The sequence below is a fragment of the Pleionea sp. WD8-19 genome (assembly GCF_055326765.1).
On record NZ_JBUZOU010000013.1, the window covers coordinates 96890 to 116734 of the forward strand.

General features: G+C 44.3%; 19 protein-coding genes. 8 read left to right on the forward strand and 11 right to left on the reverse strand.

Features of this window, described 5'->3' with window-relative positions:
- Positions 1-217: 217 nt before the first annotated feature.
- Positions 218-586, forward strand: coding sequence for a PilZ domain-containing protein (locus tag ACTUJY_RS15080; RefSeq protein WP_463616941.1), 369 nt, complete (start codon positions 218-220; stop codon positions 584-586).
- A gap of 20 nt (positions 587-606) precedes the next feature.
- Here ACTUJY_RS15080 and radA read toward each other — a convergent pair whose 3' ends face one another.
- Positions 607-1968, reverse strand: coding sequence for a DNA repair protein RadA (radA, locus tag ACTUJY_RS15085; RefSeq protein ID WP_463616942.1), 1362 nt, complete (start codon positions 1966-1968; stop codon positions 607-609).
- A 90-nt stretch (positions 1969-2058) separates the two neighbouring features.
- Here radA and ACTUJY_RS15090 point away from each other — a divergent pair, with 90 nt between their 5' ends.
- The 4 genes from ACTUJY_RS15090 to ACTUJY_RS15105 all read left to right on the forward strand — a co-directional run bounded on the left by ACTUJY_RS15090 (position 2059) and on the right by ACTUJY_RS15105 (position 6658).
- Complete coding sequence (locus tag ACTUJY_RS15090) at positions 2059-4503, forward strand: PilZ domain-containing protein (RefSeq protein WP_463616943.1); 2445 nt, start codon at positions 2059-2061, stop codon at positions 4501-4503.
- Between the two features lie 144 nt (positions 4504-4647).
- Positions 4648-6006, forward strand: a complete 1359-nt coding sequence (locus ACTUJY_RS15095) for a 3-deoxy-7-phosphoheptulonate synthase class II (RefSeq protein WP_463616944.1) — start codon at positions 4648-4650, stop codon at positions 6004-6006.
- A 74-nt stretch (positions 6007-6080) separates the two neighbouring features.
- Positions 6081-6347, forward strand: a complete 267-nt coding sequence (locus tag ACTUJY_RS15100) for a hypothetical protein (RefSeq protein ID WP_463616945.1) — start codon at positions 6081-6083, stop codon at positions 6345-6347.
- Between the two features lie 80 nt (positions 6348-6427).
- Positions 6428-6658, forward strand: coding sequence for a DUF2970 domain-containing protein (locus ACTUJY_RS15105; RefSeq protein WP_463616946.1), 231 nt, complete (start codon positions 6428-6430; stop codon positions 6656-6658).
- 38 nt (positions 6659-6696) lie between these two features.
- Here the strand turns inward: ACTUJY_RS15105 and ACTUJY_RS15110 are convergent, their stop codons facing one another.
- On the reverse strand, positions 6697-7542 hold the full coding sequence (locus ACTUJY_RS15110; protein ID WP_463616947.1) for an alpha/beta hydrolase family protein: 846 nt from the start codon (positions 7540-7542) through the stop codon (positions 6697-6699).
- Positions 7543-7695: 153 nt separating this feature from the next.
- The gene (locus tag ACTUJY_RS15115; RefSeq protein ID WP_463616948.1) at positions 7696-8073 is read right to left on the reverse strand and encodes a phasin family protein; all 378 of its coding nucleotides are present in this window, start codon (positions 8071-8073) and stop codon (positions 7696-7698) included.
- Between the two features lie 382 nt (positions 8074-8455).
- Here ACTUJY_RS15115 and ACTUJY_RS15120 point away from each other — a divergent pair, with 382 nt between their 5' ends.
- A complete protein-coding gene (locus tag ACTUJY_RS15120; protein WP_463616949.1) occupies positions 8456-10183 on the forward strand; it encodes a PHA/PHB synthase family protein in 1728 nt (575 codons plus the stop codon).
- Positions 10184-10408: 225 nt separating this feature from the next.
- On the opposite strand, the gene ACTUJY_RS15125 is transcribed toward ACTUJY_RS15120, so the two are convergent.
- From ACTUJY_RS15125 to ACTUJY_RS15155, 7 genes are all read right to left on the reverse strand, one after another.
- Positions 10409-10816, reverse strand: a complete 408-nt coding sequence (locus ACTUJY_RS15125) for a helix-turn-helix domain-containing protein (RefSeq protein WP_463616950.1) — start codon at positions 10814-10816, stop codon at positions 10409-10411.
- Between the two features lie 25 nt (positions 10817-10841).
- A complete protein-coding gene (locus tag ACTUJY_RS15130; RefSeq protein ID WP_463616951.1) occupies positions 10842-11105 on the reverse strand; it encodes a hypothetical protein in 264 nt (87 codons plus the stop codon).
- Between the two features lie 413 nt (positions 11106-11518).
- Positions 11519-12340, reverse strand: a complete 822-nt coding sequence (locus tag ACTUJY_RS15135; RefSeq protein WP_463616952.1) for a Dam family site-specific DNA-(adenine-N6)-methyltransferase — start codon at positions 12338-12340, stop codon at positions 11519-11521.
- Positions 12341-12477: 137 nt separating this feature from the next.
- The gene (locus ACTUJY_RS15140; protein ID WP_463616953.1) at positions 12478-15360 is read right to left on the reverse strand and encodes a M16 family metallopeptidase; all 2883 of its coding nucleotides are present in this window, start codon (positions 15358-15360) and stop codon (positions 12478-12480) included.
- A 159-nt stretch (positions 15361-15519) separates the two neighbouring features.
- The gene (locus ACTUJY_RS15145) at positions 15520-16326 is read right to left on the reverse strand and encodes a putative metalloprotease CJM1_0395 family protein (RefSeq protein ID WP_463616954.1); all 807 of its coding nucleotides are present in this window, start codon (positions 16324-16326) and stop codon (positions 15520-15522) included.
- Positions 16327-16358: 32 nt separating this feature from the next.
- Entirely contained in the window at positions 16359-16589 is a 231-nt protein-coding gene (locus ACTUJY_RS15150) for a hypothetical protein (protein WP_463616955.1), read from the reverse strand.
- A gap of 280 nt (positions 16590-16869) precedes the next feature.
- Positions 16870-17244, reverse strand: a complete 375-nt coding sequence (locus ACTUJY_RS15155) for a diacylglycerol kinase (protein WP_463616956.1) — start codon at positions 17242-17244, stop codon at positions 16870-16872.
- A 137-nt stretch (positions 17245-17381) separates the two neighbouring features.
- Between ACTUJY_RS15155 and ACTUJY_RS15160 the strand changes: the two genes are divergently transcribed.
- Positions 17382-17915, forward strand: a complete 534-nt coding sequence (locus tag ACTUJY_RS15160; protein WP_463616957.1) for a phosphatase PAP2 family protein — start codon at positions 17382-17384, stop codon at positions 17913-17915.
- Positions 17916-17933: 18 nt separating this feature from the next.
- On the forward strand, positions 17934-19001 hold the full coding sequence (locus ACTUJY_RS15165; protein ID WP_463616958.1) for an MJ1255/VC2487 family glycosyltransferase: 1068 nt from the start codon (positions 17934-17936) through the stop codon (positions 18999-19001).
- A gap of 90 nt (positions 19002-19091) precedes the next feature.
- On the opposite strand, the gene ACTUJY_RS15170 is transcribed toward ACTUJY_RS15165, so the two are convergent.
- The gene (locus ACTUJY_RS15170; protein WP_463616959.1) at positions 19092-19628 is read right to left on the reverse strand and encodes a zf-TFIIB domain-containing protein; all 537 of its coding nucleotides are present in this window, start codon (positions 19626-19628) and stop codon (positions 19092-19094) included.
- Positions 19629-19845 lie beyond the last annotated feature (217 nt).

A 19845-nucleotide genomic window follows, 5' to 3' on the forward strand; every position in this document is an offset into this window, starting at 1 on the left:
CTGTCGATTAATAAGTTTAATGTAATAGATTTTAGCGAAGATAAACTTGAACTGCCAGTGCCGATATAGCACTCGATGAGTATTCTATTAAAAGCTCAAGTTTAATGAAAACGGGCCTTTACTGTGTAATGCACAATCAAAAGCAATTTGCTACATTAGTAAAGGAAGTGAAAAAGAATCGTAAATAATATTTTACCGAACAACCGAGTCGCGAATTATGCCAACCCCAAAGGAACGACGTTTGTTTCAACGCGTAGAGTTCGACAACAGCTGTCAGCTCTCTATCGGCGGTCGCCAATTCAATTGCACAATTCGCGACTTGTCTCTGAAAGGTGCTTTGCTGGATTTATCCCACTACAGTAACTTGCAACCGGGGGATAAAGGCACTTTAAGTTTCGACTTGGGCGATCAGCTCCATGTCATTATCATGGAGGTGGAAGTCGCCCATTGCGAAGAGGGGTTGATAGGCTTATACAGCACTCATATCGATGTGGACAGTATTAGCCACTTACGCCGACTGTTGGAACTCAATACAGGTGATGCGCAGTTATTACAACGCGAGTTAAACGCTTTACTCAGCGAATAAGCTCCCCACTTCAAAGCGCCTTAGTCTAGGTGTTGCAAGGCTTCCTCCAGCCGCTTCACACCGATTACCGTCATATCTTCAATCGCCGTTTTCGGTAAGTTACCATGCGGTACGATCGCGCGTTTAAAACCGTGTTTGGCAGCCTCGCGCAATCGCTCCTGACCATTAGGCACCGGTCGTATTTCACCGGCCAACCCTATTTCGCCAAAAATCACCAAGTTTTGATCGAGCGGCCGATTTTTTAAACTGGATAATACAGCACACACTAATGCCAAATCGGCGCTGGTTTCCATTACTCGTACGCCACCAACCACATTCACAAACACGTCTTGATCGTAAGTAGCAATACCACCGTGTCGACTCAGCACAGCTAACAACATCGCCAAGCGGTTTTGTTCTAGACCAACCGTCACGCGACGAGGATTTCCCAAATGGGTTTCATCGACCAGCGCTTGAACTTCTACTAACATGGGTCGTGAACCTTCCCAGGTGACCATCACCACACTACCGGAAACACGTTGTTCAAAACGCGATAAAAAAATAGCTGAAGGGTTTTTCACTTCTTTCAGACCGCTTTCGGTCATGGCAAATACCCCCAGTTCATTCACCGCACCAAACCGGTTTTTCACGGCACGCAGAATGCGGTATCGACCATCGCGTTCTCCTTCAAAATACAACACGGCATCCACCATGTGTTCCAATACACGAGGTCCCGCTAGCGCGCCATCTTTGGTTACATGACCGACCATAAACAAGGCTACATTGTGCTGTTTCGCGTAACGCACCAACACTGCAGCACTTTCTCGCACTTGCGCCACACCACCCGGTGCGGACTGCAACTGCTCGGTATAAATGGTTTGTATGGAATCCACCACCATCACTTGTGGTTGTTGCTGTTTTGCCTGCGCCAGAATCGTTTCTACCTGAGTTTCGGTGAGCAACTTCAACGCTTTACCATCGAGCCCTAACCGATGCGCACGCATCGTGACCTGTTGTAGTGACTCCTCTCCAGTAACATAGAGCGTTGGTAATTGTTGACTGAGCAAACACATGGCCTGCAATAATATGGTGGACTTACCAATTCCAGGATCGCCACCAATCAAAATCACCGACCCCGGTACTAAACCGCCACCAAGCACACGATCCAACTCCGAAAGTTGTGTGCCAACCCGCGGCACTTCCTGCAAATCGACTTCGGCCATGGTTTGAACTTTACTGGCTTCACCCGCATAACCTGAAAATCGCTCCGAACGAGCCGTTTTTGCCACTTGTGTCTGTTCTATTAGGCTATTCCATTCACCACAATCGTTACACTGTCCGGCCCATTTAGGATGCACCGCCCCACAGGCGTTACACACAAATTGCACTTTTGCCTTGGCCATAAATTTGAATCCCCCGTCCGGTTATTACCGGAAAAATCATGGACTTGCACTACACTTAAATCATCGATAACTGCGAAAAAAGGTCGTCACTTGTCCGATAAAAAGAAAGTCGTTGTCTCGCATTATAAATCCGTTGGTCGCTCCGGCAAGCAACTGGTAGAAGAAGATGTTCAATCCGGCTCCGATACCGCACGTTTTCTGGAACGAATGGAACACAGACGTTTATCGATGCCTTGCCATCTTACCATTGATATGCGAGGAAAAGTTGCTGATGCCTGTCGTCTCTATAAGTTTCAAGGGTTGGATCATTATATGGATCAAAAGTGCATCGATATTTTTGAAATCGAAGCGGCAAAATACGATGGTAAGTACACGGTGGGTGTTTTTGAAAAAGTACAAGCTGCCGATCATACCTTTAAAGCACAGCATGAGCGAGAAAACCAACTAAGACTCGCTGAAAAGAAAAAACGAGAGCAGCAACGGGCCAGCCACGTTCCGAAAGATCCTCTGTTTGCTGGCGCAGAGGAAGAAGAAACCGTAGTTGAGGCCGAAAAGCCAGTGTCAATGGAAAATGAATCGCATGATATTCAATTAATTCCATTCGGCTATCGCACACAACGAAAAGAAAACCGCCTCAACTTTGCTTCATCCGTTCATGTCTTTTTACCGAACAATCATGAGGTGACCGGTAAAACCAGCGATATTTCGATCACCGGTATTAAAGTCAGTTTAATGGCAAACATTGAAAAGCTGGCCGCGAATACACCGATCCAGATTCGGTTCGATACGCTGGAAGAGCAACAGCAAAAAAGTTTTGGCAAAATCGATTATCGACTCATTGCCCAAGAGAAAGATCATCACGGCCGAGTGTTGTTACGTCTGGCGCGAAGTGACGCATCCGAGCAAGAAAGCTTTAATCGTTTTATCGGCGAATTTATACAATCGCATCGCAGACGCTACAAAATCGATTTGGAAGATGATTTGTTAGCGCTTTACGCCAAAGCCTTTGAGCGCATTTACACTCTCGCAGCCCCAATCACAATTAACTTGCTCGACCTTTCTTCCGATAAACCTCAGTGCATATACAGCGCAATGCGTCCTGGTGAACAAGGTCAAATGAAACACTCCTTAATTGCATCCATTTCGGCCTCATTAGATCGCTTTATTCCAAATGATGATCATCACCACTCTCTGTTGCTTGAAACTTTTTTAGTCAAAGGTGAGACACGCCACCGAATTTATTGCGCACTTCGCGAACACTTAATGGAACAGGATCAATTTGATGAGTTTTTACGTGTTGGAGCCCAATGCCATCTAGTCGCCCGATTATTGATCACTTTACAACCGGTCAACACCCAAGACTTGGATTCCGCTCTTACAATTCTGCAACCTTTAAATGATGCCGATCCCATGCGGTACGAAACTCTGGGTAACAATTGGAAGCGTATTACACATATTGCCTACCTATCCATCATCGAAGAAAAATCCAATCCGGACAGCATGCTTACTGGGCAAAGCCTCCAAGTGAAAACTTTCGACGACTATCAACTGGATACTGACAACCTACGCGTTTGGCAACTGGGTTATCGAAACGAGCGCAAAGAAAGTCGCTACCTGTATTCAACGACAGCGAATATTGTTCTGGGGCGACAAAAATTTTCCGGTAAAACAATTGATTTTTCACCTTCCGGGTTACGCATTCAATTGCAAAATGCTGACTTTATTCCTACGGCACTTGAAGTGAATACTATCGTCAAAATCACGTTACCGGATTTGCAAAAATTAGCCAAAAAAACCGCTAACTTAAGCCAGCTTTCTTATCGCGTCACTCAGTGGCACCCACATCAAAAAGCCATTAGTTTAAAACGCGACTTTGCAGTAAAAAATCACGATGGCGCCACTTTTTTTGCGCGGCTAATCAAGTCTAACGAAGACAAGTTAAAACAATGCGTTGAAGACTTGGAATATACCTTGATGGCGGAAAAGCTGGAAAACCTGGTGAGCGCTTATTTACCTGGTATTCCACTTTTTATCAATCGTTTTCCAGGCGGACGCTACGCAGTCGACAGTGTCGCCGCTACGGAAAATGCCAACCCGGTCTTGTGGCGATTTCATCTTCACGAGCTTCATCGTTTCGATTTTCACCCGCTTAACCTAGAGCTCTTGTTTGGTGAAATGATCAAGTCTCATATTAATCGGCGAGGTCAGCTGACCAAGTTACAAACAACCCGTTTGTTTGCTCGGTTTCCGAACGGCTCAAGCGAGGAAGAGCCAATCGAAATTATTGCTGAATCTTCGATGAAAGACACGCGAGAAATTGCTCGCTTTATTCTTAAAACACGCAAAAGCCCGGATTTCCGTATTTTACGTGCGATTTTTTTGCCCCCCCCCTATATTAAGTTGGAGGAGTTTAGCGAAGACCTAAAACTCATTCGCAGCAACTCACCTAATCGGGCACGCGACTTCGAACAAAAACTGCAACAATTAGCTGCCATTGTTGAAGTTGAAGACATCAGTGCTTTCTATCGAAGTTGAACAGCGAATTGTGAGGAAATAATGAATTTTTTTTTCGCCGATACTGTGATTTGAACGGCTTTCACTCGAAACTGCGATTATGACATTGGCATAATCGCCAGCAAAGAGTAAGATTGGAACAATCTATAGTCCCGGAAAAGTAGTATGTGGACACCCACTTCCTGGCAACAAAAGCCTCTTGAACAACAAGCAGACTACCCTGACAAAGGCGCCTTAAAATCGGCAATCGACGAACTGAGTCAATTGCCACCGCTGGTCAGTTCAGAAGAAGTTTTGCAGCTTAGAGCGCTAACTGCACGAGCAGCAGACGGCGACGTTTTTTTACTGCAAGGTGGCGACTGCGCAGAGTCTTTTATGGATTGCAACCCGGCATCCATTCAACGAAAGTTTCAACTGCTGTTGCAAATGGGTCTGCTTCTGACTTACGGCTTAGGACGCCCGATAGTTCGTGTTGGTCGTATGGCGGGCCAATACGCCAAACCACGCTCAGCACACACCGAAACCATTCATGGTGAAAGCCTGCCTTGCTATCGTGGTGATTTAATCAACGATGTCGAATTTCACGCTGATAAACGCATCCCTGACCCAGCTAGACTACTCAAAGGCTACAGTCTTGCTTCTCTGACACTCAATTATATTCGGACCATTAGTCAACAGTCTTATGCCGATTTATGTGCACCTGAATTTTGGAAGGCTGATAACCTCATACAAGGCTCAGTGAGCGAGACTATGGAACGTCAGCTGGAGGAAGTGCAGCGTGCTTTTTCGCTGGTACGTCATCTGGCACCCGATCATTGGTTGTCGCAGCAAAACTTCTATACTTGCCACGAAGCGTTACACCTGCATTACGAACAAGCCCTAACACGTCAAGTTAAGGATCGCTGGTTTAACTTATCAACCCACATGCCCTGGGTTGGCATGCGTACCGCCAAACCAGATTCTGGACACATTGAATATTTACGCGGTATTGAAAACCCGGTCGCCATAAAAGTAGGGCCAAGAATGTCATCCGACTGGTTACTCTCCATCTGTGAAAAACTCAATCCGATGAACCAGCCTGGACGTATTACTTTGATCACCCGATTCGGACATCAACAAATACAGCGCCTATTGCCTACTTTAATCCAGTCCGTGCAACAGTCAGGAGCTGCCGTAACCTGGTGTTGCGATCCGATGCACGGCAATACCGTTACCACTGCTCAAGGCGTAAAAACGCGTTATTTTGACCATGTCATTCAGGAGCTCATGCTCGCAGCCCAAATTCACCAAAACCTGAATAGCGTCTTGGGTGGCGTCCACCTTGAATTAACGGGCGAAGCGGTAACAGAATGCATTGGTGGTCAATGCGGTATTCGAGAAAAAGATTTGGCCCGCGCCTATCACTCATTGGTGGATCCCAGGTTAAACCACCAGCAAGCGTTGGAATTGGTTTTGCATTTAATCGAAAATTATAAAAATCAAGGCGTTAGCCAAGGTTTTCAAGCATTGCGAAAGGCGCCTTAAAGGCTCGATTTTTAACCAATAATTCGTTACAATAGCAAATTGTTATTTGGATTGATGCAGTAGAGGAGGCAACCATGAAAAAGCCATTAATGTTAGTTGCAGCGTTTATGTTTTCTTGCGCTACTTTGGCAGACTCCTCCATTGACGCCACCAAACAAGAGTTTGAACATCCTCAAGATCCGAAAAAGTGCCTTACCGAACTGCAAGTTGTTAAACATTCCGAAACAGAAGTTAAGAAAGACGATAAAGACCCCAAAAAACAACCTTCCTGGTTCGAAAAACTGGTAAAGCACAAATTGGGTACACTTCATTTTCAAGACATTATTGAGCTTTTCCATTAAAAGCCACTGATCTTTCATTGTTTTATTCGTTTTCTCTGACCTATACTGCGGGCTTTCTACGCCACTAAGTTCGTCATTGTATGTCTAATAACTCTGAAATACCGCCCAAAAAACCAGGTTTTTTTTCTGTATTGCAAAGCGTTATTGCCGCCATGTTTGGCGTACAAAGTGATGCCAAGCGCAAGCAAGATTTCGAGCAGGGCAATGCCATCGAATACATTGCGCTGGGAATAGTGATGGTGATCCTGTTCATTTTAGTCATCATGTGGGTGGTTAACGGAGCAATTGCCGACTACCAAGCAGGACGTTAAATACTATTAAAACACCCTCTCAATACCTAAGACTTAAATTAATTTGCGGCAAGTAACCACTCACTTGCATCGGACCATAACTGTTGTGGTGCTTTTGACGAGAAAAAACCAAAGTGCCCCAGTTGCTTAACACCAAAGTCTATCGGTCGATACAATTGAGTTTCAATTTGAGCGTTATGATAATGTCTTTGCAAAGCTTTAATAGCCGTAAGTGGCGCTAAACTTCGGTCGTCTTCGAAGGCCAAAAATCGCATTTTTCTTTGTTTACCAAAGTGTGCCGGTAGCGGTTGGCGCTGCTCATCACAAAAGTAGTCCGTATAAGTACACCAACGCCGCCATTCGTCAGCCACTCCTCCTGGAATGTCCATGCTTCCACCGAGAAAGCGCCCCGGAACGTAACCGAGTGAACGGTTTAACAGGGGCACTAACAAATACCAAGCCAGTAACATTTTAGGTTGATGACGCTTGTCAAAATGCTTCCAGTAACCCACGCCAGAAGCCACATTCAAAGTTGCAGAAATTTCATCGTTATTCTCAGCCAACCCTTGAATTTGTCCCCCCAAAGAGTGTCCGATAGCCACCAGTTGACGGTTAGGAAACTGATTAACAAACCAGTCAGTTACCGCTGCATAATCAAACCGCCCCCACTGCTGAAGCGTAACCGATTGCCATTGTTGGCTCCGGCTCGAACCAATGCCTCGGTAATCGTAAGTGAGAACGGTGAACCCCTGCTCTGAAAGAAAACGCGCAAATTTATGATAAAAGGTTTGAGCAACAGCCATAGCCGAATTGATCTGTACACAGGTCCCGTTACTGCGCTTTGGCTTAAACAACGTTGCGCTGAGTTGAGCATCGTCCTGAGTTGTAATCGTGATGGGTAGCATGATATTGCTTAAATTGGTTGGACCAGTCTGGCTATTGTGACACAAACCACTCTTCCCTGGAATCCAAGCGGTACCATTCCTATTTTACGAAAGGGATAAAACAAAAACGCCAGCGATCTTGCTGGCGTTTTTTTGAAGGTCTTTATCGACGTCTTATTTCTTAGCAGAAGCTTTGTTCACTTGTGGCTTTGCAACCAAAGTATCCACTTTGGATTCAACAAACTGCTTCCACTCATCGGACATTTGTTGACCCATTGTTAGCAAAGCACTGGAGTCTTCGATCAACTTACGAGAAATCTCACCAGATACCTTAAGCTGCTCTTCAGCAAGCGATTTCATATCATCAAAGTTTTGAATTTTTGCCGCTTTATCCAACTGGGACAGCCCCATTTTCGTGTACTCAGTGGCCATTTCCAATTGCTTTTGACCCAGCTTTTGAACTTGACTTAAAGCGATACGATTAAACTCCAGAGCAGGCTCAAAAAAGGCTTTGCTTTGCTCCGCTGCATTGCTAAATACTTGTGCAAACATGTTGTTCTCTCCCTTTAATGGCGAGTAATAGTGAAGGTTCTTTGACTTGCTGCACCACAGCATAGACAATAATTTTGTGCAGCGCAATAATCAAAATGAGATTATTTTATGAACAATTTATGAAATTAAAGTAATGCTTTAAAAACAGCCTTTAACTCCCTGCTTTTTATTTCAAAACTCGTCCAAACAATCTCACTAAGCGAATATTTGTAAACAAGACTATTATTTCTCATCAAAATGACGTAAAAATGACATTTTCGCATCGCAACATAATAAATCATTACTTTCATTAATCAGCATCGCACACCAAAACAGAAAGGCGAGACGCAGAGTGATGAGTAGCCAGACCAACAATTCAGCCAGTAACTGATGGAGAGTAAAAATGGGATCGGAAAACTCAAAAGCTGACTTTTTTGACATGCTCAACCAACTCAGTCAGCAAATGATGACAACCGCAGAATTGATTCAGAAAAATGCACAACGCATGTGGTTTGACTATCAGCGTCAGGCAATAATGGCGCAGGAACTCACCGAAGCTTTCACACAACTCTCGCAACACCCTCAGCTGCTTCAGGCGTATCAGGAACAACTGACTCAATACTTAAGTAACGGCTTACCATTACCAAACGAAGCTAAAGATCGGCGCTTTAAAGATGATGCTTGGCAACAACCGGGCTTTGCCGAGTTAAAGACTCTGTATTTGGCTTTCTGTGATACCACTATGGCACTTTTTACAGACTTGCCATTAGGTGATGAAGATAAAAAGCAACGCATCTTGTTTTACGTTCGCCAATGGTTATCCGCTATTTCGCCCAGCAACTTTTTAATGTCTAACCCGGTAGCGCTGGCTGAAACTCAGAAAACCGGTGGTATGAATTTACTGCAAGGTATGAAACATTATTTGGAAGACTATGAGCGCGGCCAGGGATTACACAATGTCAGAATGACCGATCTCAACGCATTCAAACCTGGTGAAAACTTAGCGACTACCCCCGGTAAAGTTGTGTATCAAAACGAAATGATGCAACTGATTCAGTATTCCCCCACTACCGAAAAAGTGAATGAAACTCCCCTTTTGATAGTCCCACCTTGGATCAACAAATACTACATTCTCGATCTAAAGCCAGAAAACTCATTAGTGCGATGGTTAGTGGAACAAGAGCAAACCGTATTTATGATTTCTTGGGTTAATCCCGATGCTTCATTAAAGGATAAAAGCTTCGCCGACTATATGACTCAAGGCATCATCGAAGCGCTCGATGCCATTGAAAAACAAACAGGTGTAAAAAGCGTGAACACCATGGGTTATTGTCTCGGTGGAACTTTGCTCGGCGCAACCCTAGCGTATCTTTCAGCGACAAAAGACGAGCGCATTAATTCAGCCACTTTTTTTACAACGTTGCTCGACTTTTCCATTCCGGGCGAATTAGGTTGCTTCTTATCGAAAGAACAATTGGATATTCTCGATGAACAAATGGCAACCGAAGGTATTCTGGATGGCAGAGCACTGGCGCTTGCGTATAATTTGTTGCGAGAAAATGACCTCTACTGGTCCTATCATGTTAACAACTATTTGCTAGGTAAAGAACCGCCTGCATTTGACTTGCTGTACTGGAATTCTGACGCAACCAACTTACCAGCAGCAATGCATTCATTTTATTTGAATAACATGTATCTCGAAAACCGCCTAAAAGATCCAGGTGGTATCGAGCTCAATGGTATCGCTATCGATCTTTCACAAATACATGTCCCCTGTTATTTCCTTTCGGCAGAAAAAGATCACATTGCATTATGGAAAAGCACCTACCTAGGCGCACTCAAAATGTCCGGACAAACCACCTTTGTTTTGGCAGGTTCCGGACATGTCGCGGGCGTTATTAACCCGGCACAAAGTGGCAAATACAGTTACTTCATCAATGATACCCTTTCTGAAGACGCCGATACCTGGCTCCAACATGCCGAACAACACTCTGGTTCCTGGTGGCCACACTGGGCACAATGGCTGCGAGCCCAAAGCAATACACCCGTCACTGCACGAGATCCTGAAAAAGGAAAACTCAATCCGATAGAAGATGCGCCAGGAAGCTATGTATTGAAAACATTGTCTTAGTGTACGAGTTGCGAGTTGCGAGTTGCGAGTTGCGAGTTGCGAGTTGCGAGTTGCGAGTTGCGAGTTGCGAGTTGCGAGTTGCGAGTTGCGAGTTGCGAGTTGCGAGTTGCGAGTTGCGAGTTGCGAGAAATGATGAAAGCTCCATTTCGTTCCGTCAAGTAAAGTCTAAAAACTCCGACTGATTACTTGCCGTTCATAACTCGCAACGTTTTATTCATCCAACTTTCAGGGTTCGATAAAAGCGTTAGGACTGATAGCAAAACGCTTTGATAACGCTCGAATATGACGGACGGTGAGCGAGCGCTTGCCGTTAAGTATTTCTGACACGACGCCTTGACTGCCCACTTCCTTAAGATCGGACTGCTTGATCTTATGGACTTTCATCAGGTATTTAAGTGCGGTTATGCCACTGCCCACTTCATTGACGAGGAACTTCTCCTCGTACTGCTGAGCCGCATGCGCCATGCTCTCAATTAGGCCATTCAACGGACTGTTCACATCGTGCCCACTCAGCGACATGGCTTCTTCCAGATGGTTCACCAGGGCTTCGTAATCACGCTCAGTGTCAGGCCGTTGGATCAAGGGGGCTACTGCGTCCCAATGATTAATGGCTTGCTGCAATTGTTCATTCATAACACGTATCCCTCTGCTCTATCAGTTACATCACCCCAGGGCGCACATCTTTTACCATGGCGACCTGAGCCGTAAAGTTGATCATTGCCTTTAATAACAGGGTGGTACCCGGTACAAGAAACCAATACTCATTGCCCGAATTTCTGAGTTCAGAAAAAGTACGGCGTAACGCAATATCCGATGGGAAATCAGTATAATTCATGATCCGATACCAGCCATCCAGTGCTGTTTTTGAAGCGGGAAACTTCTCTTTTGCTTCAGCGAGTCGGTGCGTTGCTACGACTTTCACTTGTAAGTTCTCCTAACTTAAGCTCATCTCCAGTTGAGAAGATGTTCATCGATTGAATTTCATTATAAGACACGGATCGGCCTTATGGAGCGTGATTGAACACAATTTGTTATAATTGTGAACCATTTCATTATATACCATTCGATATATTCTGCCCGCGAATTAAACGGTAAATTTGTATAAGAAAGGGTCAATATTTGCCTTGAGAAAGCTTACAACTGTACGAAGCGCGATTCGCAAAAATCGAGCAAAGTCGCATGATAAAAGGGCTTCAGAGCGGAAATAGAAATTTACAACAGATTAATCAACTCAAATCATGCAAATCTCATCTTGGTAATATTTCCATACCCATGCGGAAAGGGTTCATTCTTGAGATGTCGTAATTGAAAGAGACTTGGCTTTTAGAAATTCGCTCAGATAGGCCGGTAAATCGCCAATAACTCATCAGCATGGCCACGTTGACCGCCATTGCAACTGATAAAACGACGCACCGGAAAGCTGACAATATCAGCGGGTTGGTACATGGCGCGGGTGATTTCGTTTTCATGATTGGAAATAACCACCGTAACATTTCGATTCGAAAGCTTTCTTGCTTGAAACGCCAAGCGCTCTTGGTCGTGCAAGCTGAACCCCGTTTTCGCGTAACTGGTAAAATAGGCAGTAGGAGAAATCGGCACATAAGGAGGGTCACAATAGACCACGTGATCACGTCGAGCTCGCTTCATAACCGTCTCGAAATCCTGACATACAAAATCCGCTCTTTGTGCCTTTTGCCAGAAGTGTATTAACTCGGCTCTTGGAAAATAAGGGGCTTTATACCTGCCAAAAGGAACATTGAAGCGGCCTTTTAGATTATAGCGGCATAAACCGTTGTAACCGTGGCGATTCAAATACAAAAAAAGTGCGGCCTTTTTTTCATTTAATGACGAAGCATTGAATTCTTCACGTAACCGATAATAAGCTTTTTCATTGTTAAATTTCTGATGAAAGTAAGATGCAGAGTAATCAATGAAATCATGACCTTGCTGCTTCAAGGTTTGGTATAGATGAATAAGATCAGGGTTGATATCCGCTAACAAATAGCGATCGTAATCGGTATTTAAAAATACAGCTCCGGAGCCTAGAAAAGGTTCAATTAACCGTTTACCAGCAGGTAAATGCTCAGTAATTCGATCAATTAAACGATATTTACCTCCGGCCCATTTTAAAAACGGCCGTACTTGCCCAGAACGCAATGAATTTGTCTCTTTTTTAGAATTTGCTGCACTATACGAGATTTTGTTTTGAATTGCATGAGCAAATGGAAAAAAGTAAAAGCGACGGCACACTCATCAAGGATGCCATCGCTAGTACTGACTCAATTGATTTTAAATTACTCCGGTAATTTAATTTCTTCGACTTTATACCCAAGTGCTTCGAACTGCGGTTTCAATGTTGCCATATCACCAACCACCAGTTTGGCCATAGCATCAAACGTTAGCAGTTTTTTCGCCAAAGCGTTCAGTTCATCACGAGATACCGACTTTATGATTTTGGATTGCTGCTCAACAAAACCTGTTGTCAACTCATACTCCAGAACATTTGCCATAAAACCAAGCTTATCGCGTGGTGTTTCGTACTTAAGCGCATCTTGTTGCCCTATCGCATTACGCATAAAACTCAGCTCGTCTTCAGTCATTCCTTGTTCATGATAGGCTTTAATTTCTTTTTCAAATTCAAGAAAAGATTTATCCGTCACATCGGCACGCACACTAGCCGTTGCGGTATACCCACCCATGAACTCATCACCCCAGAAGTAGGAATGAGCACCGTAGGTATAACCTTTGTCTTCGCGTAAATTAAGATTAATCCTGCTGTTAAAAGCGCCACCCAGGGCAAAGTTCATCAGCTCCGCTTTGAAAAACTCTCCAGTAAAGTCGCGTGGCAATTGCCGCTTACCGATACGAATCACCGACTGTGCCGCCTTATCTTTGTTGACCATGTAAATGACCTTAGGATCGAATTCAGCAGGTTTAAATGTCGCTTGTGCCGCCACCGACTTACCCTGCCATTTATCCAGTGTGCCAAATACCGGCATCACTTCTTTTTGCGGCAGGTTGCTGACCACAATAACCTGTGCAGACTCCGGCTTGACGAACTGCTGATAAAACCGCTTAACATCCTCTAACGTTAACGCGGAAACCGATGAAACACGTCCTTGATTGTCGATTCCTGCAATCGTGTCACCATAAAGCAATTGCAACCATGCTTGAAGTGCCAAACTATCGGCCTGTTTTTTACTATTTTGAATCGACTGAATGATTTGCGCTTGCAGCCGCTTAAAGTCATTTTCATCAAAAGCCGGCTGTACCAACTTCTCGGCCACTAAGGCCATAGTCGGCTTCAAGTTTTTGGTTAATGAACTGACATACACATTAATGCTTCTGTCGGCTGCATTGATGCTCACCGAACTGCCCAACTTTTGCAAAGCTAAGCTCATCTCTTCCGTCGAGCGTTGTTGCGTCGACTCATTCAAAAGGTCGGCCGTAATCGCTGCTAATCCGGCTTTATTTTTTTCGGTTTGGTAATGGCCACCAGGAATTTTGATCAAAATTGAAGTCGTAGGCGTTTCCAAACTTTGACTGCCTAAAACCGTCATTTTATTAGCCGTCTGCGCTTGCCAGAACTCAGGAACGGATACCAGTGGATTCGCTCCTGCCTTCGGTTGAACACTGCGATCGAAGTCATCTTTGGCAATTCGTACATCAAGTTCGGAAGCTTTCGTGGTACTGGTCGCCACAAAGTCACGTGGCGGTTGACGGAAATTATCTTTTTTCGCCACCTGCTCAAGTTTACCGTTAGGAACAATACTCATCACAACAGCCGGTTTGTTTTTTAGGTATTGGTTGTAAACGCGCATGACATCCGCTTTGGTTACCGAGTTGTAACGCTCGATATCTTTGGCGATGTAATTGGGGTTGCCAGTAAACGTTTGGTACGCAGCTAACTGACTGACTTTACCCGATACCGATTGCAAACCAAAAATGGTGCGCGATTCGTGTTGAGCCTTGGCTTTAATTAAATCGTCATCGGTGACACCACGTTGTTCAAACTCTTCAAATGCGGCGCGCATGATGGTTTCCAGATCAGACAATGTTTTACCCGAAGCCGGATTTGGCAATGCAAACATAGTGAACTGACAAGCAAGCTCCTGGCATGGATGCGATACACCCGCTTGAACAGCAAATTGGTTTTTCACCAAGTTCTTATAAAAAATCGATGTTTTTCCACCGCCCAAAATTTCGGCTAACAAATCCAATGGTGCTTCGTCTGCGTGACGTCCATGAACGGTAGGAAAGGCAAAATAAATCAAGGGTAAATGTACATTGTCCTCCATCGAAATGTAGCGATCCGAATCAAGCGTGACCGGTGCTTTTACCGGCATGTCCACTTCGGGGCCACGAGGGATGGAGCCAAAGTATTTTTTTACCATCTTAAGCACTGAAAGGGTATCAACCGACCCACCAATGGTAATGGTCGCATTATTAGGGCCGTACCAACGTAAAAAGAATTTCTTCAAATCATTCACGTTAACACGGTTCAAATCTTCGATATAACCGATTGTTTGCCAAGAGTAGGGATGACCCGCAGGGTATAAAGCTTCGGCGACACGTTCGCGCAACAAGCCATAGGGCCGATTGTCGTAGCGCTGGCCACGTTCGTTTTTCACCGTTTCACGCTGTACTTCGAACTTTTCCTGAGTAACGGCATTAAGCAAAAAACCCATACGATCGGCTTCGAGCCACAGCATTTTTTCCAGCTGGTTTACCGGTACGGTTTGAAAGTAGTTGGTACGATCAGCATTTGTCGTACCATTTAAAGTACCACCCGATTCAGAAACAATTTTAAAGTGCTCTTCATCAGCAACATGTTCAGACCCCTGGAACATCATATGCTCGAAAAAGTGGGCAAAACCCGACTTGCCTGGCTCTTCACGTGCTGAACCTACATGATAGGTCACGTCCACATGCACCAGTGGATCGGAATGGTCTTCATGCACGATTACGATCAAGCCATTATCCAGTTGATACTTCTGGTACGGGATGACAATATCGTCATCTTTTTGAGTGACCGTTTCAATGTGCGTGATCCCTTCAGGCAACGCCTGCTCGCTCAACGCTTTAGATTCACCGGCATCTGCAACGGATGACTTTTCTTCATTTTGCTGGCAAGCCGATAATAAAGCGGTCAATACCAAAATTTTCCAGAGTTTCAAAATGTCCCCTCTCCTATCGTTAATTCGGCGTAATTAAAATATCGAACTGTAAGTACAAACCTTACTTGGCAGACTCAGTCTGATTGAGATGGGATATCTTACATGATCGGTTGGTGAACACCTAACCGAGGTTAAAAACAGTCGTTATGAGCCTTAGCGTCAGGCGACAACGCTTAAATACTCACCTTGCTCTGGCGCATCAACAACGCCCAAAGCGCGCAATTTAGACACAAATCGTTGTTGTGGTGACTCTTGTTGGGTTGATGTCGATTGTTCATCATCAACTTCAGGCTCAGGTTGAGCTTTTTCTGCAGGTTCGGCGCTTTGCTGTTGAAGCAGCTCGGCTCGCGCCTGGTTAGCCTTAGCTGCCGCTTGCGCCGCCACCTGGCGATCCTGACCTGAAGGATCCGCCGGTGCTAGCGCGGCTCTTTGCACTTGTTGCATCTTTTGCAAAGTCGCTAATGCATCACCAGGAATTTCAGAAGTGTTAATCGGCACTTCTCCTCCAACCGCATAACTTCGGCCATCGGGACCTCGTTTGAACGTAAAGCTGGGTGCGCCGGCGTATTGACCACCCACCGCAGCATGTGCCGCTTCATGAGCCCGTACTTCGCGGTCTCTTACTCTTAACTTTTGAGTTTCTGCTTGTTCACGCTGCTGCTGTCTTTTTTCGGCTTGTTGTTCTTTCTCCTCTCGCGAAGCATCTTCTTCGCTACGTTCCCGTCCACTCTCACCTTCCGACTTTTCGTTGACTTGTTGCTTTTGTTCATTCGAAGACTCGGTGCGCTGACTTTCGGTACGCTGTGATTGCTGACCTTCTTCCGGAACAGGTTTCAAATTGACCGTTTCGGTCGATGCTTTGGCTTCGGGAACTCTTTCTTGCAGACGAGCGTCATTACGCACCGATTCGGTGGGTACATTAACAGAAGAAACCGGAATCGCGACCGGTGCGGAATTAATTACCATAAAATCAATGCCTTATAAAAGGCACAACCGGGTTAAACCTCAATATCGATGATACTGCCCAAGATCCGATTTTGCGCTTCGATAGACTTAGCATTGGCCTCTGCATCGCGCTCTGCCACTTTTAACTCCACCAAAGGTTCCACCAAATCCTGCGTGCCTTCCTTGTGCGCACTGGCAGATGCAATCTCATGGGCTGCTTGCCCAGCACGATTCACCGCATTTTGGAATCCACCCAATGCCGCTGAAAGACCATCAATTTGCATAAAAACCTCTAACTTATTGAAATACCGTTACTTTTGGAGTTAACCATAAGACAATTGGTTCATCCATCTGGTGCTCCATATTAAGTTATCGGCTGGACGCTCGGTGAGTTTAGCAATAAATGAGATTTTTTAGTTGCGAGTTGCGAGTTGCGAGTTGCGAGTTGCGAGTTGCGAGTTGCGAGTTGCGAGTTGCGAGTTGCGAAGAAATCTTAAATTTTCGTTTTGCCCCATCAAGTAATACCTGGTGGTTTTAACTCGAAACTCGGTACTCGAAACTGTCTTACCCCCAAAATCGCTGGTAAGCCACAACCACCCAAACAATGGATAACAACAACAAACTGGTGAACACCAAAGCAGAGCCAATATCCTTTGCTCTACCGGATAACACATGGCGTTCCGTTCCGGTGCGATCCACAACCGCTTCTAATGCAGAGTTGGCAAGTTCGGCCATCAGCACCCAAAAAACACTGGCAATCAGTAATATCAATTCAATATGCGTTTGCGCTAACCAAAACGACGTCGGGATCAAAATGGCTGCCAATAAAACTTCCTGACGAAACGCAGCCTCAAATCGCCAGGCAGCTTTAAATCCTTTCATGGAATAAAAAAAGGCATCGTAAATACGTGCAACACCGGTTTTACCTGGCTTTGACATACTTTCCCCCAAAAGTGGCTCTTGTCGATAGCGCTTGTCATGAATTATTCAAAAAGCTGTCACCTAAATGACACGCCCTTAGCACAAAGTTATTTGTGACGACTCATTCAGTGATAACTGAGAGTAAAGTGCAAATTATGAATACATTTTTCGAAAGAATCCACACTATCGATACTCAAGCTTTCCTCTGGATCAATTTAAAGCAAGGGTGCCATTATCGAAAGCTCATTCGAAATATTTCACGCACTGGCGACGGTCCTTTATACGCGGTTGCCTTATTAAGCATTCTGCTAACCGAACCAAAACTTGGTCAGTTATTTTTTACTGCAGCAATAATCGGCTACGCCATCGATGTATTCGTTTATTTGTTAGTAAAAAATGCAATCAAACGCGATCGCCCGCAACAAAAACTCGATGGTTTTGAAGCTTTAATCACACCATCGGATCAATTCAGCTTTCCGTCTGGTCATACTGCCGCCGCGTTTGTTTTTGCGACGATAATATTTCACTTTTATCCGCCTTATGCACTAGCCTTATATATCTGGGCATCTTTGGTAGGCATGTCTCGAATTTTACTGGGTGTTCACTTTCCCGGAGACATTCTTGCAGGAGCGATATTAGGCAGCGTTAGTGCGCTAATAGGTATTCAATTAACCTACCTTGTTTTTTAACTTTTGGAAAATACAACAATGAAATTGCTTTACGGCGTGCAAGGCACAGGTAATGGTCATATTACACGCGCTCGGATCATGGCCAAAGAATTAAAAAACGCCAATATCGATGTGGACTGGATTTTTTCTGGCCGAATCAATAACGATTATTTCGATATGGAATGTTTCGAAAATTACCGTACTTTTCGTGGCCTTACCTTTGCTATCGAAAAAGGTCGCATCAATTTTTTAAAAACTGGCTGGCAATTACGATTCCGACAATTGTGGAAAGATATCAATGCGCTGGATCTGTCCTTTTACGATTTGGTCATCAGCGATTTTGAACCGATTACGGCATGGGCCGCAAGACGTCAACAAAAAGAGTCGCTAGGATTATCACATCAGTGCTCTTTTATTTATGACATTCCGAAAAAAAACAACAACTGGATTTCAGATAAAGTTATGAAGTGGTTTGCGCCAGTCAGTCAACCGATAGGTATTCATTGGCATCACTTTAATCAAACCATTCTGCCTCCCATTATTGATACTGAAAATTTAGAAACCGTTGAGTTAAAAGAAAAACATATTCTGGTTTATTTTCCTTTCCAATCGCTGAAAAAGCTTTTGGAACTGTTTCGCCCTTTTAACAACCATCAGTTTTATATTTATCACGGTATAAACGAACCGATTGACGAAGGTCACATCCACGTTCGACCTTTTTCACGAGAGGGGTTTCAGCGCAACTTACATCGTACATCGGGTGTCATTTGTGGTGCTGGATTCGAATTGCCCAGCGAAGCCATTCAATTAGGTAAAAAATTACTGGTACAACCGGTATTCGGCCAAATGGAACAGGCTTCGAATGCGTTGGCTTTGGAACAGCTCAATCTGGCAACCGTATGCGACGACTTTAATCACGACATTCTCGACAACTGGTTAAAAAATACCGCCGATAAGCGATGGCAGTTTCCAAATACGGCAGCGGAAGTTGTCCAGTGGTTACAACAAGGAAACTTAAACGATGTTGATGCACTGGTGCAAAAACTTTGGTCACAAACGCGAGTACAGTCGATTTACTCGACCGTTTCGACCGCTCACTCAGAATAAAATCATTGACACAAACTTAATTAAACTTGGTGAACATCTATTCCCAAAAGTAAATTTTTACACATCCTTTTTTAAATACAACAGCTAACGTTACTCCGCACCAATAAACTGCAGTATTGTTGCCTTTTGTGGATGCTCGCTAAGCCACTGTTTGATATTTATCGCTTTAGCCGTATCATCATTACCAATGACTTTTCTTAAACGCTCAATTTTCATTGATTCTATTTTATCGGAGCGAACTTTACGCTGCCATTGCTCAGTAAATACTTTCGGTAACTTGTGCGCTAATTCCAGTGACTTTAATAACTGCCATTCACCACTATCGAGCCAAGCTTCATCACAACTGCTGCACAAGTCGATTCGATTATTCACTTCACCAGAAACAAAATATTTAGGCATCAATCGGCTACACTTTGGACAGCACAAAGCGGTTTTTGTATCGGTATCTTCGATGACATCAGAATTAAACTCTTGTAAGGTGAAATCTAATGGGTTTCTTTCAATCCAATCGCGATAGTACAATAACGACAAGAAAGAACCGTCGCATTTAGGACAGCTCATTGCAGGAAGGCTTTCGTCAATTTTCGTAGGTTTCAACGTTGAGCTTTTACACTTTGGGCAATACATTATCGACCTCCTAGTTTTTCAACCTCATACGATTTACATTAATTTTCAAAATTGGAAATAGTTTTGTCAATCCAGTCATTGTAAGCTGATACTCTCACAAATACCGCAGTCGAATTATATTTACCACCAACAAAGTCTTTTAAATCGCCTTTATAATCCGTCCTACTTGACAAACCAATTAATTGAGTCGCCTCATTTCAACTTCTCCACTTCCATA

What these genes read in the sequence shown, in the direction of transcription:
- ACTUJY_RS15150 (WP_463616955.1), bottom strand. Translation starts at nt 16,589, where the DNA reads ATGCAAATTGATGGTCTTTCAGCGGCATTGGGTGGATTCCAAAATGCG.
- ACTUJY_RS15100 (WP_463616945.1), top strand. Translation starts at nt 6,081, where the DNA reads ATGAAAAAGCCATTAATGTTAGTTGCAGCGTTTATGTTTTCTTGCGCT.
- ACTUJY_RS15095 (WP_463616944.1), top strand. Translation starts at nt 4,648, where the DNA reads ATGTGGACACCCACTTCCTGGCAACAAAAGCCTCTTGAACAACAAGCA.
- ACTUJY_RS15160 (WP_463616957.1), top strand. Translation starts at nt 17,382, where the DNA reads ATGAATACATTTTTCGAAAGAATCCACACTATCGATACTCAAGCTTTC.
- radA (WP_463616942.1), bottom strand. Translation starts at nt 1,968, where the DNA reads ATGGCCAAGGCAAAAGTGCAATTTGTGTGTAACGCCTGTGGGGCGGTG.
- ACTUJY_RS15170 (WP_463616959.1), bottom strand. Translation starts at nt 19,628, where the DNA reads ATGTATTGCCCAAAGTGTAAAAGCTCAACGTTGAAACCTACGAAAATT.
- ACTUJY_RS15125 (WP_463616950.1), bottom strand. Translation starts at nt 10,816, where the DNA reads ATGAATGAACAATTGCAGCAAGCCATTAATCATTGGGACGCAGTAGCC.
- ACTUJY_RS15155 (WP_463616956.1), bottom strand. Translation starts at nt 17,244, where the DNA reads ATGTCAAAGCCAGGTAAAACCGGTGTTGCACGTATTTACGATGCCTTT.
- ACTUJY_RS15115 (WP_463616948.1), bottom strand. Translation starts at nt 8,073, where the DNA reads ATGTTTGCACAAGTATTTAGCAATGCAGCGGAGCAAAGCAAAGCCTTT.
- ACTUJY_RS15110 (WP_463616947.1), bottom strand. Translation starts at nt 7,542, where the DNA reads ATGCTACCCATCACGATTACAACTCAGGACGATGCTCAACTCAGCGCA.
- ACTUJY_RS15120 (WP_463616949.1), top strand. Translation starts at nt 8,456, where the DNA reads ATGGGATCGGAAAACTCAAAAGCTGACTTTTTTGACATGCTCAACCAA.
- ACTUJY_RS15165 (WP_463616958.1), top strand. Translation starts at nt 17,934, where the DNA reads ATGAAATTGCTTTACGGCGTGCAAGGCACAGGTAATGGTCATATTACA.
- ACTUJY_RS15105 (WP_463616946.1), top strand. Translation starts at nt 6,428, where the DNA reads ATGTCTAATAACTCTGAAATACCGCCCAAAAAACCAGGTTTTTTTTCT.
- ACTUJY_RS15145 (WP_463616954.1), bottom strand. Translation starts at nt 16,326, where the DNA reads ATGGTAATTAATTCCGCACCGGTCGCGATTCCGGTTTCTTCTGTTAAT.
- ACTUJY_RS15080 (WP_463616941.1), top strand. Translation starts at nt 218, where the DNA reads ATGCCAACCCCAAAGGAACGACGTTTGTTTCAACGCGTAGAGTTCGAC.